At 67.1% G+C, this 14,215-nt stretch carries 13 protein-coding genes and 1 pseudogene; 7 read left to right on the top strand and 7 right to left on the bottom strand.

The window, feature by feature from the left end; genetic code table 11:
- Positions 1-36: 36 nt before the first annotated feature.
- The 7 genes and pseudogenes from WT60_RS25370 to WT60_RS25340 form a co-directional block, all read right to left on the bottom strand.
- On the bottom strand, positions 37-351 hold the full coding sequence (locus WT60_RS25370; RefSeq protein WP_038753034.1) for an H-NS histone family protein: 315 nt from the start codon (positions 349-351) through the stop codon (positions 37-39).
- 18 nt (positions 352-369) lie between these two features.
- Positions 370-1,140 (bottom strand): Fic family protein, encoded by a 771-nt coding sequence (locus WT60_RS25365; protein ID WP_348982045.1) that lies wholly within the window; start codon positions 1,138-1,140, stop codon positions 370-372.
- A gap of 85 nt (positions 1,141-1,225) precedes the next feature.
- The gene (locus WT60_RS25360) at positions 1,226-1,459 is read right to left on the bottom strand and encodes a hypothetical protein (RefSeq protein ID WP_038753030.1); all 234 of its coding nucleotides are present in this window, start codon (positions 1,457-1,459) and stop codon (positions 1,226-1,228) included.
- 57 nt (positions 1,460-1,516) lie between these two features.
- Positions 1,517-1,798 (bottom strand): tyrosine-type recombinase/integrase, encoded by a 282-nt coding sequence (locus WT60_RS25355; protein WP_081989996.1) that lies wholly within the window; start codon positions 1,796-1,798, stop codon positions 1,517-1,519.
- Positions 1,799-1,841: 43 nt separating this feature from the next.
- Positions 1,842-1,994: pseudogene (locus WT60_RS25350) on the bottom strand (transposase); the annotation flags it as partial.
- Positions 1,961-2,272, bottom strand: coding sequence for a transposase (locus WT60_RS34960; RefSeq protein WP_222430152.1), 312 nt, complete (start codon positions 2,270-2,272; stop codon positions 1,961-1,963). The gene WT60_RS34960 and the pseudogene WT60_RS25350, both read right to left, overlap by 34 nt.
- Positions 2,273-2,781: 509 nt before the next feature.
- Complete coding sequence (locus tag WT60_RS25340; protein WP_081989994.1) at positions 2,782-4,044, bottom strand: MFS transporter; 1,263 nt, start codon at positions 4,042-4,044, stop codon at positions 2,782-2,784.
- A 199-nt stretch (positions 4,045-4,243) separates the two neighbouring features.
- On the opposite strand from WT60_RS25340, the gene WT60_RS25335 reads away from it, so the two are divergent.
- The 7 genes from WT60_RS25335 to WT60_RS25295 all read left to right on the top strand — a co-directional run bounded on the left by WT60_RS25335 (position 4,244) and on the right by WT60_RS25295 (position 14,205).
- Positions 4,244-4,969, top strand: coding sequence for a GntR family transcriptional regulator (locus WT60_RS25335; protein WP_038753026.1), 726 nt, complete (start codon positions 4,244-4,246; stop codon positions 4,967-4,969).
- Positions 4,970-5,080: 111 nt separating this feature from the next.
- On the top strand, positions 5,081-6,376 hold the full coding sequence (locus WT60_RS25330) for an MFS transporter (protein WP_038753025.1): 1,296 nt from the start codon (positions 5,081-5,083) through the stop codon (positions 6,374-6,376).
- A 50-nt stretch (positions 6,377-6,426) separates the two neighbouring features.
- Complete coding sequence (locus WT60_RS25325) at positions 6,427-7,317, top strand: amidohydrolase family protein (RefSeq protein ID WP_060356081.1); 891 nt, start codon at positions 6,427-6,429, stop codon at positions 7,315-7,317.
- A 280-nt stretch (positions 7,318-7,597) separates the two neighbouring features.
- The gene (locus tag WT60_RS25315; RefSeq protein ID WP_082759409.1) at positions 7,598-9,076 is read left to right on the top strand and encodes a metallophosphoesterase; all 1,479 of its coding nucleotides are present in this window, start codon (positions 7,598-7,600) and stop codon (positions 9,074-9,076) included.
- Between the two features lie 322 nt (positions 9,077-9,398).
- Positions 9,399-10,874, top strand: a complete 1,476-nt coding sequence (locus WT60_RS25305; RefSeq protein ID WP_236860924.1) for a cytochrome c peroxidase — start codon at positions 9,399-9,401, stop codon at positions 10,872-10,874.
- A gap of 136 nt (positions 10,875-11,010) precedes the next feature.
- On the top strand, positions 11,011-11,871 hold the full coding sequence (locus WT60_RS25300) for a class I SAM-dependent methyltransferase (RefSeq protein ID WP_038753020.1): 861 nt from the start codon (positions 11,011-11,013) through the stop codon (positions 11,869-11,871).
- 798 nt (positions 11,872-12,669) lie between these two features.
- Positions 12,670-14,205 (top strand): tyrosinase family protein, encoded by a 1,536-nt coding sequence (locus tag WT60_RS25295; RefSeq protein WP_236860923.1) that lies wholly within the window; start codon positions 12,670-12,672, stop codon positions 14,203-14,205.
- The last annotated feature ends 10 nt before the right edge of the window (positions 14,206-14,215 follow it).

Raw genomic sequence — 14,215 nt, 5'->3', positions numbered from 1 at the left:
CCTTTCCTATCAATGGTCGAAGAGCGGTTACCCTACTCAGATGGCGAGCAGGTCGGGCTGAATTAGGAACACTGCAGGATCGTTACCGAGCCATGCTGGCTGTCGCCCCCTGCCAGACCAGGTTTTCCCTGTCGCCGGGTCGCGGTACTTCGGAACAGCCGACATGCGCATCGAGTTGCGCTTATGCACTTTCTCTTGCAGATCCAGAACGCTGAGATCGAACTCCTTCATCAGTGCCTTGATCTGTCCGATCGCCACTTCACGTTCGGCTTCGCGGGCGGCGTTGATTTGCGCATCCAGTGCCTCTCTTTGCGCAATTAGAGCTAGGTAGCCTGTCGGTTTGGAGTTCATGTTCTCTCTTTTCCTCCTTTACATCCGAAAACCCGGCGTCGTCGGAGGCGTATCCAGCGCGGAGGCATGACGCAGCCCGAGCACGTCGAGATACGTGTCGAGCGAGCGCTGCACTGATTCGGCGACCAGGCGCGTGATGTCGCCATAATCGCCACTGACGCAGGCTTTGTCGAGCGAGTCGTAGTAGGCAAGTCGATCCTCTTTGCGGATGATCGCGGCCGGATAGCCCGCCTTCATCAACTCGAAGTTGAGCAGCAGCCGTCCCGCCCGCCCGTTGCCATCGACGAACGGGTGGATCTTCCCGAATCGCGTATGCAGTTCCGCCGCCCGCTCGACCGGATGCATGTCGCTGGTCGCCTCGCACCAGTCGATCAGCGCGGCCATTTCGGCAGGCAGATGCCTGAAGTCAGGCGAGGTCGTGCTCGCGCCCGCGATCACGACGTTCTCGCGGCGATACCGGCCCGCCTCTTCGGCGTCGATGCCTTTCAGCACCAGACTGTGGATGTTGCGGATCTGCCATTCCGACAGTGTTTCCGCCTTCGACACGATGTCCTCGACATAGACAATTGCGTCGCGGTGGTTCGTCGCCTCGAAGTGCTCGCGAAGTGACTTTCCACCGACCGTGACGCCTTCGAGCACCACCTTGGTTTCCCGCAGTGTCAGCGTGTTGCCCTCGATCGCATTCGAGTGATACGTCCACTCCAGCAACAGCTTTTCGCGCAGCGATGCAACCGTGTGCGGCGGCAGCGGGCGCGCAGCGTCGAGCGTCGCCTTGTCGGCGTCGATCATGTTCAGCAGCGCGGCAGTTTGATTCGACATTTGCTTCTCGAAGCGAGGTTCATTGAGGAACAGTACCTATCCCCATTAGGGGTGGTCAAAAGGGCTTTCGTTTTTTCTGCCATTGCAGGATCTCGAGCACGTACGATCGGCCCATATCGGGCATTGTGCGTGCGTCAGGGGAGCCGTCCGGCAGAAGCCACTTATCCAGCGTGCGAACGGCAATACTCAGCCGCGCGGCGAACTCCGCCCGCGTCATGCCCAGTCGATCCATCGCCACGCGTAGCAGTTCCTGCTGGGGAAGTTCCGCGAGATCTTCCTTGGTTGTCATGCGTCTCTTTATCGGTCAAATTCACTTCCGACTTTATATCCCCATCGGGGACAACAATCAATCCTCTTCGAACACCCCGCCGAGATCGGCCATTGCGTGGCACCGGGCCGTCTTCGATACTTCCAGATAAGGGGCCACATGATCGAGGTGGGAATGACCCAGCAGAAGCTGAACGGTCTCAATCGGATGCCCTTGGGCGAGTAGTCTGGTCGCGAACGTGCGACGGGCGCTGTGACTGGAGTAGCCCCGACCGAACCCGGCTGCTCGATATAGTGTATGCGGTCCACGAACGACGCCCCTCTGAGAGGGTGGCCGAAGCGTTCGGCTTGCGGCCCACACCTTCGCGACTCGGCCGCTTTACCGCAGCAGCGGTGACCATATCGGCCGAGCCTTCGTCGGCCTGCAGGTCTTCCAGCCGCAATTCAAGCTGCTCGATCTGGCGATTCAGCTTCTCCGATTTTCTACCGAACTGCATCCGGCGCAGCTTGGCGATCGTCAGCTTCAGGTGTTCGATCTCGATCGCGCGCGACGAGACACATCCAGCGTTTGCGGCAGAGCGTGGTTTGGGACGTCTTTCGCTTGCAGATCGACCACCTCAACAGGCAGCAGCGCGACGCTTGGTATCGGCGTTGCGCGTTGCGCTTCCAGTAAGCTCCTCCGCCACTGCGCGACCATATTGGCGTTCAAGCCATGCGCACGGGCTACTTCGGCAATTGAACGATTCGGATCGTTCGCTTCAGCAGCAACCGCTTCCCGAAACTCCTTCGTGTAATTCCTCGATCCCGGTTGTCTTCCATGCACTACTGGCTTCATCGATCTGATTCCCATTACATCTGATGGGAATCAGATCGCCTATGCCGCGCTCTCACGAACAGACGGTACATGTCGAGCGCTTACGCACGGTGTCCGCTCGCTCCTGGATCACGTGCGCCGTTTGGACCATCCTCGGAATATTCGGCATCGTCTTTTCCGTGTGCCGGCGCTACCGGCGTTTTCCTATCCTTTATCGAGGCCAAGCATTGCCTTTAACGTTGCCGTCGCGAGCTCTGGGGCGACTTTCGCTGCAACATCAAGACACCATTTGCCGACTCCGGCCAAATGACCGATGACAGACGGCACATCCCCATTCCTCGCTGCAAATCCGGCACTTGCGACCTTCGCAACTTCCATATCTTGCTCCGCCGTAACCGCCTCTGCTTTCATGGCGGAACGTAACCGATCCAAATCATCTGCGAGCGTGTTGAGGTCGCTGGCTCGAAGTGACCTGCCCCCTTCACGCGCGCCCGGACCGCCCGAGACGCCGTCGCCGCGTCACGCGGCGCTCAAGCCGCGACGCCCGCGCGCGGCCGCCGGCCGAGCGTCGTCGCGACCGCCAGCATGCCGACGCCGAGCGTCGCGAGACACACGACGGGCACGAGCATCGGCGCGCTCGCGCTGCCCGCGACCTTGCCGACGTACGGCATCAGGTTCTGCGCGAAGAAACCGCCGAGATTGCCGATCGAGTTGATCGCGGCGATGCTGGCCGCGGCGCGCGCGCCGGTGAAGAAACGCGGCGGCAGCGACCAGAAGCACGGATACAGCAGCGGGATGCACGCGCCGCCCAGCACGAGCGCGGCGAAGCGCAGCGGCAGGCCCGGCAGCGCGAGGCTCAGCGCGAAACCGGCGACGCCCGCGCCCGCGACGAGCGCCATCGCCTTCAACACGATCCGCTCGCGCTTGAGCCGCGCCGGCAGCCACAGCAACAGCAGCGCCGAGATCGCCCACGGAATCATGTTCAGCAGCCCGTTCGTCGACGGCGGCACGCCGCTGCTCTTCAAGAGCGTCGGCAGCCAGTACGTGACGCCGTACAGTGACGTCGACATCAGCATGTACGCGAGCGCGAACATCAGCACGCGCGGATCGACGAGCGCGCGCCACGGCGATTCGGACACCGCGTCGGGCGACGCCTCACGCTCGAGCGCGGCGAGCACGAGGCGCTTCTCGTCGTCGGACAGAAACGTCGCGCGCTCGACCGACTCCGGCAGGAAGCGCAGCGCGACGAGCGCGACGGCAACGGCGGGCAGCCCCGTGGCGACGAACACCCACTGCCACCCGGCGAGCCCGAGCCGGCCGTCGAGCGACAGCAGCAGCCCGCCCGCGAGCGAGCCGAGCATGTTCGCGAGCGCGCTGCCAAGCGTGAAGAAGCCGAGCACGCGCGTGCGGTGGCTTTGCGGAAACCACAGCGTCAGGTAATAGATGACGCCCGGATAGAAGCCCGCCTCCGCGACGCCGAGCAGAAAGCGAAACACGTAGAAGACGCCCGTCGAATGCGTGAAGCCGAGCAGCACCGTGATCGCGCCCCACGTCATCATGATGCGCGCGAGCCAGAGGCGCGCGCCGAACCGGTGCAGCGCGAGCGTGCTCGGCACCTCGAACAGCAGGTATCCGATGAAGAACAGCGAAGCGCCGAGCCCGTACGACGCCTCGGTCATCCCGAGCGCGTGCACCATCTGCAGCTTCGCGAAGCCGACGTTCTGCCGGTCGATGAACGCGATCAGGAACATGATCACGAGCAGCGGCATCAGCCGACGCGCGATTTTCGTCATGACCGCCCGTTCGCGGGTTGAGGACTCGTCCACCTGCTGTCTCCTGGTTCAAAATTCATATAGATGATTGGTTGAATAGTGGAATGCGGCAATGCGTAATAACCCGCGTCTCACGTCGGAATTTAGCGGCACTCATCGGGTTTTCACCGATTCGCCTCGCCACAAGTCATGCAAACATATAGATGAATTGGGAGAAACCATGCACGCCACCGACGACCGTCTGCCCCGTTATCAGCGTCTGCGCGACGAGCTGGCCGCGCTCATCGCCGCCCGGCACTGGCGGCCGGGCGAGGCGATCCCGACCGAGCAGGCGCTCGCCAAGCGCTACGACGTCGCGATCGGCACCGTGCGCAAGGCGGTCGACCTGCTCGTCGCCGACGGGATGCTCGAACGCTTCCAGGGGCGCGGCACGTTCGTGCGGCGCGCGAGCTTCGACAGCTCGCTGTTCCGCTTCTTCCGCTTCCAGAGCAGGCATGGCGAGCGCCGGATACCGGAGAGCCGGGTCCTGCGCCGCGAGATCGTCGAAGCGCCGTCGGCCGTCGCCGCCGCGCTGCAGATTCCGAGCCGCGAACCGGTGATCGAAATGACGCGCCTGCGGCTGATCGACGGCGCGCCGATGCTCGCCGAGGAAATCTGGCTGCCTTACGACCGCTTCGCCGCGTTCGCGCGGCTCGAGCTCGACGCGATCGGCGACTTGCTGTACCCGGTCTATGAAGCGCACTGCAACCAGATCGTCGCGTCGGCGACGGAGACGCTGACCGTCGAGGCGATCGGCCCCGTGCATGCGCGCCTGTTGCGCATCGAGCCGGGCACGCCCGCCGTCGTGATCGAGCGGCTCGCGTACGGCTACGACCGCCGGCCGCTCGAATGGCGGCGCTCGCGCGGCCCCGCGAGCGAGTTCATCTATCAGGCGGAGATCCGCTAACGCAAACGGCGCAAGCGCACCGACACGCGAACGCGCGCATGCGCGCCGACGGGCGAGCGCCGCGAACCGCGGCGGCGCGCCGCAACGCCCGTCGGGCAACAGGAGACGACAGTGTTCAAATGGTTCGGCACGATCTCGGCCCGGGAACGGCGCACGTTCTGGGCCTGCTTCGGCGGCTGGGCGCTCGATGCGCTGGACGTGCAGATGTTCAGCCTCGTGATTCCCGCGATCATCGCCGAATGGTCGCTGTCGCGCACGCAGGCGGGCCTTGTCGGCGGCGCGACGCTCGTCGCGTCGGCGATCGGCGGCTGGGCGGCCGGCATGCTGTCCGACCGCTTCGGCCGCGTGAGAACGCTGCAATGGACGATCGCGTTCTTCTCGGTCGGCACGTTCCTCTGCGCGTTCGCGACGAGCTATCCGCAGTTCGTCGTCCTGAAAACGCTGCAGGGCCTCGGCTTCGGCGGCGAATGGGCGGCGGGCGCGGTGCTGATGGCGGAGACGATCCGCGCCGAGCATCGCGGCAAGGCGATGGGCACCGTGCAGAGCGCGTGGGCGCTCGGCTGGGCTGCGGCCGTGCTGCTCTATGCGCTCGCGTTCTCGCTGATGCCCGCCGAGCTCGCGTGGCGCGCGATGTTCGCCGTCGGCCTGCTGCCCGCGCTGCTGATCGTCTACGTGCGGCGCGGCATCGTCGAGCCTGCGGCGGACGCATCCGGAGCGCGGGCTGCGCCGCACGCCGCCGCGGCTCCGCTCGTCGGCATCTTCGCGCGGGACACGTTGCGCATCACGCTGATCGGCGCGCTGCTCGGCGTCGGCGCGCACGGCGGCTACTACGCGCTGATGACGTGGCTGCCGACGTATCTGAAAGCGGAGCGGCATCTGTCGGTGCTCGGCACAGGCGGCTATCTGGCCGTCATCATCTTTGCGTTCTTCTGCGGCTGCGTCGCGAGCGCGCAATTGCTCGACCGCATCGGACGGCGCCGCACGATCCTCGCGTTCTCCGCGTGCTGCGTCGCGACCGTGATCGCCTATCTGTTCCTGCCGCTCGGCAACGCCGCGATGCTCGTGCTCGGCTTTCCGCTCGGCTTCTTCGCGGCCGGCATCCCGGCGAGCATGGGCGCGCTCTTCAACGAGCTGTATCCGCGCGGCACCCGCGGCACGGGCGTCGGCTTTTGCTACAACTTCGGACGCGTCGCGTCGGCCGGCTTTCCGGTGCTCGTCGGCCACATGTCGGCGGGCATGCCGCTCGGCACCGCGATCGGCATCGACGCGGCGATCGCGTATTCGATCGTCGTCGTCGCGGTGCTGATGCTGCCCGAGACGCGCGGGCGCACGTTCGACGAGCGCGCGAACGCCGCTGCCGGCGCGGGAACCCGCGGCGTCGCCGCGCCGCGCGCGCAGCATCGCTGAAGGCGCGGCGGATTCGGGCGGCAGATTCACGGCATGAGGAGCATCGAGCGTTGAGCGAGCAACAGGGAACGGCCCGCGCGCCCATAGCGGCGATCCGGGATGAAGCCGGCGGCATCGTCGGCGTCGACGCGCACGCGCACGTGTTCGAAACGGGGCTGCCGCTCGCCGGGCGCCGCCGCTACGCGCCCGATTACGACGCGACGCTCGACGCGTACCTCGCCCAGCTCGACGCGCATCGCGTCTCGCACGGCGTGCTCGTGCAGCCGAGCTTTCTCGGCAGCGACTGCCGCTACCTGCTGCGCGCGCTCGCGCGGCAGCCGCGGCGTCTGCGCGGCGTCGCGGTGATCGACGCGGGCCGCGCGCAGGACGAGCTCGACGCGCTCGATCGCGCGGGCATCGTCGGCATCCGGCTGAATCTGATCGGGATGCCGGACCCGGCGCTCGACGGCCCCGCATGGCGCGCGACGCTCGAGCGCGTCGCGGCGCTGCGCTGGCATGTCGAGCTGCACGCGCAAGCGCACCGGCTGCGGCGGCTGATCGCGCCGCTGCTCGCGCATCGCGTGAACGTCGTCGTCGATCATTTCGGCCGCCCGGACCCGGCGCACGGCATCGCCGACGCGGGCTTCCGCGATCTGCTGCGCACGGCCGCGACGCGGCGCGTATGGGTGAAGATTTCCGGCGTCTACCGCAACTGGCCGCTCGCGCCCGACGAAGCGGCAGCCCGCGCGCGCGAAGCGTTCGATGCGCTCGAGGGCGAATTCGGCGCGCAGCGGCTCGTCTGGGGCAGCGACTGGCCGCATACGCAGTTCGAGCGAACCGAAACGTTCGGCCGCGCACTCACGCTCGCGCAACGATGGATGCGCGACGACGCGATGCGGCGCGCGATCTTCGTCGAAACGCCCGCGCGGCTGTTTCGGTTCGGTGAGAATCGGGGCGCGTAACGGCGATCGATCGGCAAGCGCGGGCGGTCGATGTGCCGCGATGCGTGGTGTGCGGTGCGTGGTATGCGGCGCGCCTCAAAGGCTCACTCACGTTCGCGCCGCCCTTGCTTTCGACCCTTGCTTTCGGCCCTCGCCCTTTTGCCCTCGCCCTCGCCCTCGCCCTTGCCATCGCCATCGCCATCGCCATCGCCATCGCCATCGCCATGCGATGATGTCACGCCGCCTTCACATTTATTACATCGGCCATGCGTACTTTTACGTCTTTCCAACGGAAACGACCGTGCCACGACCGATTCTTCGCCGCGCCGCCGCGCTTCTGCCGGCGCTCGCGGGCGCCACGCTGTTCCACGCCTGCACGAGCAGCATCGATAACCAGCCGGACGCCGCGAGCGCGCCCGCGAACATCCAGGCGGCGTGGGTCGAGATCGGCGACGCCAACCAGGCCATCGCCCGCGTGATCACGAGCTACGCGCCGCCCGCCGCGGCGTCGGCGGAGCCTGCGCCCGCCGTCTGCCCGCAACTGAGCGCCGACGGCAAGATCGCGCGGATGACGCTGCGCGTCGCCGCGGGCACCGCCGCGCAACGCCCGACCGCGAGCGATCCGGCCGATTCGAAGCCGTCGAGCTTTTCGGTATCCGTCTGCGAAACGGCACTGCCCGCGAACGCGAAGGACGTGACCGTCGCCGGACGAACGCTGCCGCTGCCGAAGGCCGAGCCGCAGCGCGTGGCGATCATCGCCGACACCGGCTGCCGGATGAAGAAGGCCGACAACGCATTCCAGGCGTGCAGCGACGCAACCGTGTGGCCGTTCGCGACGATCGCGGCGAGCGTCGCGAAGCTGAATCCGGATCTCGTGCTGCACGTCGGCGATTATCACTATCGCGAGAACGCGTGCCCGCCCGACATCGCCGGCTGCAGGAACAGCCCGTGGGGCTACGGCTGGGACACCTGGCGCGCGGACCTGTTCGAGCCCGCCGCGCCGCTCTTCGCGAAAGCGCCGTGGGTGGTCGTGCGCGGCAATCATGAGGAATGCGCGCGCGCGGGCCAGGGCTGGTTCCGCTTCCTCGATCCGCGCCCGTACTCGGACGCGCGCTCGTGCAACGATCCCGCGAACGACGGCAACGCGAATTATTCGGAGCCCTACGCGGTGCCGCTCGGCACCGGCTCGCAGGTGATCGTGTTCGATACCGCGAAGGTCGGCCGCGCGGCGCTGAAGACGACCGACACGCAATTCCAGATCTACCAGAAACAGTTCCAGACGGTGGCCGCGCTCGCGAACAGGCCCGGCATGTCGACGACGATCTTCACGAACCATCATCCGATCCTCGCGTTCGCGCCGATCCCGGGCAGCACGCCCGCGCCGGGCAATCTCGCGCTGCAGTCGGTGATGTCGAGCCTCTATGCGCAGGCGTACTACCCGCCCGGCGTGCAGGTCGCGCTGCACGGCCACGTGCACGACTTCCAGGCGATCAACTTCGCGTCCGGCCATCCGGCGACGATCGTATCGGGCAACGGCGGCGACAACCTCGACGTCGCGCTGCCCGATCCGTTCCCGGCAAACCTCACGCCCGCGCCCGGCGTCGTCATCGACAAGCTGTCGCACAACAACAGCTTCGGCTTCCTGATCATGGAGCGGCGCGCGTCGCCCGCGCGCGGCTGGACGTTCAAGGCGTACACGGCGGCGGGCAAGCTGCTCGCGACCTGCGACCAGGCGGGCACGACGCTCGCATGCGACAAGACCGGCTTCGTCACGCCGTGACCGGCCGCAAGCGACGCGCGGCGACGCGGCGTGCGCCCGCATGCGCGGAACGCGCGCGGCGCGCCGCGCCGGCCCGCGCGCCGAAAGCAGGCGCCGTCGATACCGTCGCCCCGCATGCGACGGCGGTGCCGGCCGTGGCGCGATTCGGCCGCGCCCCCGCGCATCGTCGGGCGGCGCACGTTAAACCACCGGCATTCGCCGCCCGGCGCGCGCTCGAATTCGACGAGCGCGCGCCCGCGATGGCGCTTGCCGATCCGTCGGCCGGCGCAGCCGACGCGGCGCGACCGCCCCGTTCTCACCGCACATCCCGCTCGCTCGCACGATGAAGAAACATCGCATCATCCCGGCCATCGCGCGCGCCGCATGCGGCGCGCTCGTCGCGTGCGCATCGGTGATTGCCTTCGCGTCCGGTTCGGCGGCGACGAACACGATGAGCGCGATTCACACGACGGCCGCGACGGGCGCCACTAGTACGACGAACGCGGCCGATACGAAAATCACGCCCGACACCGCCCCCGCCGCGCCCGCCTCGCCCCGCTCGGCGGCGACGACCCTGCTCCCCGGCGCGCCGCCGCAGCGCGTCGTCGGCACGATTGGCCGACACACGCCGCAGGTCGCGTCGAAAGTCGATCCGACTGCGGCGGTGTTCCGCCCGGAGCCGGCGCTCGTCGCGCTCGGCAAGCGCGTGTTCTTCGATGCCCGGCTGTCGCAGCCGCGCGGCACGTCGTGCGCGAGCTGCCACGATCCGGGCCGCGCATTCGCGCCGACGCTGTCGAGCGCGGCGCTCGCCGGCCCGCGCGTGCCGCAGGGCAGCCGGCCCGGCCGCTTCAGCAGCCGCAACGCGCCTTCGCTGCTGTACGTGCGCTATGTGCCGCGCCGCCACTTCTATCAGGACGACGACGCGCTCGCGCCCGCGCCGTTCGGAGGCCTTTTCTCGGACGGCCGCGCCGATACGCTCGCCGAGCAGTTGCGCGGCCCGCTCTTCGATCCGAACGAGATGAACAACGCGTCGCCCGCGGCGCTCATGCGCAAGATCGACGGCACCGAGCTCGGCGCGGCGCTCGCCGAGCGCTTCGGCCCGTCGGTGCGCCGCGATCCCGAGCGGATGGTGCGCGCGCTCGGCGAAGCGGTGCAGGCGTATCTGCAAAGCGACGAAATGGCGCCCTTCTCGTCGCGCTACGACGCATACGTGACGAAGCGCGCGCCGCTCACGCCGCAGGAGCTGCGCGGGCTTGCGCTCTTCAAGAATCCGGACAAGGGCAACTGCATGAGCTGCCACACGCTGTCGGACACCGCGAGCCGGCCTGAGCGCTCGCTCTTCACCGACTTCGGCTACGACGCGATCGCGGTGCCGCGCAATCGCGCGCTGCCCGCGAACCGCGATCCGCGCCGCTTCGACAACGGCCTGTGCGACACCGCGGCGAAGCTGCGCTGGCCCGAGCCGACGCAATGGTGCGGCTACCTGCGCACGCCGGGGCTGCGCAACGTCGCGATCAAGGAGACGTTCATGCACAACGGCGTGTTCGACACGCTGCGCGACGCAGTCGCGTTCTACAACACGCGCTCGACCGATCCGGCGCACTGGTATCACGGCCGCGACACGTTCGACGACGTGCCGCCCGCGTATCGCGGCAACATCAACGTGAATTCGACGCCGATGAATCGCCGCCCCGGCACGCCGCCCGCGATGACGGACGCCGACGTCGACGATCTCGTCGCGTTCCTGCGCACGCTGACTGACGCGCGCTACGTCGAGCTGATGCCTGCCGCGCTCGACGGAAAAGCGGCGCGGCCGTGACGCTCGCCTGAACGGGCCGCCCCGATCCTCGCGCCGTCAGCGGCGCAGCGAGGATCGCGCCCCCGCTTGGGGCGGCGCCGCACGATCGATACACTGTGACGTACCGACGAAATTCGTCCACGGAAGGGGGAGCGTCATGCCGAACCAATCGATCGCAGCGCCGGACAGCACCGCGGTGCGCGTCGCGCTGTGGCGCGCGTTGCACGTCGAGATCGATGCGCCGCCGCACGTGCTCGACGACGAGATCGGCCTGCAGTTGGCCGCGCCGGACGAAGGCTGGCGCAGCCGGCCGGACATGGATGCGCAAGCGACGCGCGGCTACCGGGCGTCGATCGTCGGCCGCGCGCGCTTCGTCGAGGATCTGGTCTGCGAGCAGGCCGCGCATGGCGTGGCCCAGTACGTCGTGCTCGGCGCGGGTCTCGACACGTTCGCGCAGCGCAGGGCCAAGCTCGCGTCGCATCTGCGGGTATTCGAGGTCGACCAGCCCGCCACGCAGGCGTGGAAGCGGCAGCGCCTGATCGCGCTCGGCTATGGCGTGCCGGACTGGCTGCGGCTCGTGCCGGTCGATTTCGAGGCGGGCGGCGTCTGGCGCGAACAGTTGAAGGCGGCCGGCTTCGACGGGGAACGGCCGGCCGTCGTGTCGTCCACCGGCGTCTCGATGTATCTGACGCGCGACGCGATCGCCGACACGCTGCGCCAGATCGCGACGCTCGCGCCCGGCTCGACGCTCGCGATGACGTTCCTGCTGCCGCTCGAACTCATCGACGATCCCGCCGAGCGCGCGCAGCACGAAGCCGTCTACGCGCGGGCACGTGCGGCGGGCACGCCGTTCGTCAGCTTCTTCGGCCCGTCCGAGATGCTCGCGTTCGCCCGCGAGGCGGGATTGCGCGAGGCCCGGCACGTGTCGACCGACGATCTCGTCCGGCGCTATTTCCGCGGCCGGACCGACGGCCTGCGGCCGTCGAGCGGCGAGGCGTTTCTCGTCGCGACGACGTGACGCGTGCGATCGGGGCGCGGGCGTCGCGGCGAGAGCCGATCGAGCCCGTGCTCGAGCCGGTGGCCCGGTTGCGCCCTGCTCGCGTTCAATTGGATGCGGCTCGGTGATCGTCGCGACGCGCATCGCGACATGACATCGGAAACGCTCTGAGAAAATCCGCCGCGACTCGATACGATTGGAGCGCGCGACGCTTGCAATCAGCTCATCGACGATCTCGACCGGGCCGGTTCGACGCACTTCGTTTTAACTGTTTACCGAAGAGATCGATCTTTTCGATTCCTCGAAACCCGCTTCCTGCGCCGGCTCATCGAATCGAATTTCGCCGGCGCCGCAGCTCGCCCGCTGCCCCGATTCGAGATCCCCGCGACGCCCGACGACGCCCGACGAAACACGGCCCGATCCGCAACGAACCCGCTCGCGTGGAATCCCCGAGTGGAAAACACCAATCTTCTCGGCAAAACCGGCATCGCCCAGAATCGAATCGATCCGATCGAATCGCCAATTTTCCGCAACATCTCATTTACCCATGAAAACGGACAGAAAATGAACTAGCATTTTCATGGCGACGGCCCGATGCCCAAAACCAGAAAACGAAGCCGGAACTCGTTGCCTCGACAAAGACCGGCGCTTTCCGTGCGAGCCGAATCGCCGTTTGAACAATGACCAACAATTAACGTGACCTTCCTTTCCATCGGATAACGCTTTATCCATTTCAATTGATCGATAGTCGTTTGGACGATCGGATTCGACCAATCCGATCGCGGCATGCTGCACGCTTATAAAAAAGGGGAAATCAGCATGACTTACTTACGTCAAAACATCTGGGATCTGGGTGCCGACTGGGCCGAGCCGATTCTCTGGTACGCACGCGGCGTCAAGGCGATGCAGGCGCGCGCGCTCGACGATCGGGCCAGCTGGCGTTTCTACGCGGCCATCCACGGATTCCAGAAGGACCTGTGGCAACGCGTGGGCTACCTGAACGCGCACGACAAGATGCCGAGCACGGCCGATTACCAGACCTTCTGGAGACAATGCCAGCACGGCAGCTGGTACTTCCTGCCCTGGCATCGCGGCTACCTGCTCGCGTTGGAGGCCGCCGTGCGCGACGAGATCGCGAAGCTGCGCGGGCCCAAGAACTGGGCGCTGCCCTACTGGAATTATTTCAAGCCGGGCCAGGATCTTCTGCCGAAGGCCTTCGCGTCGCCCGACTGGCCGGACGGGAAAGGCAACAATCCGCTGTACGTGAAGCAACGCTACGGCCCGTACAACAACGGCGAAGTCTACGTGCCGACCCAGTGGATCAACATGAACGCACTCGGCGATCCCGATTTCGAAGGCGTGGCGAGCGGAGGCAGCCCCGGATTCGGCGGGGTGGATACGGGCTTCAGCCATAGCGGCCGGGTGCACGGCGGAATCGAGACGCAGCCGCACGACGCGGTGCACGGCATCGTCGGCGGCAAGAATCGGGCGACGGGCCTGCCCGGATTGATGTCCCACCCCGACATCGCGGGCCTCGACCCGATCTTCTGGCTGCACCACGCGAACATCGACCGGCTGTGGGAAGTCTGGCGAAGGAATCCCCCGGCTCACGTCGACCCGACCGCCGTGAATTGGCTGAAAGGCCCGGCCGCCATCGGCGAGCGGCCTTTCAAGATGCCGATGCCGCACGGAGACATCTGGACCTACACGCCCGGCGAAATGAGCGACCTGTCGAAGCTCGGCTATGCTTACGATGACGTATCGGCGCCGACCGCGACGCCGCTGACGGCCGCACGCGTGAGCCGCCTGCGCGCGCAGGCGACGGCCGAAACGCCGCAGGAGGACTTCGCCGTGACCGATCCGAAGATCGTCGAGCTGTTCGGCGCAAGCGACCAGCACGTCCCGGTGGCGGGCTCGGAGGCGCGCTCGTCCGTCACGCTCGACGCCGGCGTGCACCGCAAGCTCACCGCCAATCTGGCGGCGATCGCGGCCGCGACATCATCGACGCCCGACCGCATCTTCCTGAACCTCGAGAATGTCCGCGGTCTCGACGACGCGACCGTCCTCAACGTCTACATCAACGTTCCCGAAGGCGAGGACCCCGCGAAGTATCCCGACCATCTCGCCGGCTGCGTCGCGCTCTTCGGCGTGAGCAAGGCGACGGTGGCCGAGGACGGACACGCGGGCGACGGCGTGACGTTCGTGCTCGAAATCTCGCACGTGATCGATGCGCTGCACCTCGCCGGCGCGTTGCCGCCGTCCAAGCTCGACGTGCGGCTCGTCGCGGCGACGCCGGTGGCCGAAGAGTCGCAGGTGAGCATCGGCCGCATCAGCGTGTATCGGCAGAGCACGTGACGCGGGGCCG

Origin of the sequence: Burkholderia sp. MSMB617WGS, from assembly GCF_001532025.2 — a bacterium.
Classification (GTDB): Bacteria; Pseudomonadota; Gammaproteobacteria; order Burkholderiales; family Burkholderiaceae; genus Burkholderia; species Burkholderia savannae.
This window is presented reverse-complemented; position numbering and strand designations above follow the sequence as displayed.

What these genes read in the sequence shown, in the direction of transcription:
- WT60_RS25305 (WP_236860924.1), top strand. Translation starts at nt 9,399, where the DNA reads ATGAAGAAACATCGCATCATCCCGGCCATCGCGCGCGCCGCATGCGGC.
- WT60_RS25340 (WP_081989994.1), bottom strand. Translation starts at nt 4,044, where the DNA reads ATGACGAAAATCGCGCGTCGGCTGATGCCGCTGCTCGTGATCATGTTC.
- WT60_RS25300 (WP_038753020.1), top strand. Translation starts at nt 11,011, where the DNA reads ATGCCGAACCAATCGATCGCAGCGCCGGACAGCACCGCGGTGCGCGTC.
- WT60_RS34960 (WP_222430152.1), bottom strand. Translation starts at nt 2,272, where the DNA reads ATGAAGCCAGTAGTGCATGGAAGACAACCGGGATCGAGGAATTACACG.
- WT60_RS25360 (WP_038753030.1), bottom strand. Translation starts at nt 1,459, where the DNA reads ATGACAACCAAGGAAGATCTCGCGGAACTTCCCCAGCAGGAACTGCTA.
- WT60_RS25295 (WP_236860923.1), top strand. Translation starts at nt 12,670, where the DNA reads ATGACTTACTTACGTCAAAACATCTGGGATCTGGGTGCCGACTGGGCC.
- WT60_RS25370 (WP_038753034.1), bottom strand. Translation starts at nt 351, where the DNA reads ATGAACTCCAAACCGACAGGCTACCTAGCTCTAATTGCGCAAAGAGAG.
- WT60_RS25365 (WP_348982045.1), bottom strand. Translation starts at nt 1,140, where the DNA reads ATGATCGACGCCGACAAGGCGACGCTCGACGCTGCGCGCCCGCTGCCG.
- WT60_RS25335 (WP_038753026.1), top strand. Translation starts at nt 4,244, where the DNA reads ATGCACGCCACCGACGACCGTCTGCCCCGTTATCAGCGTCTGCGCGAC.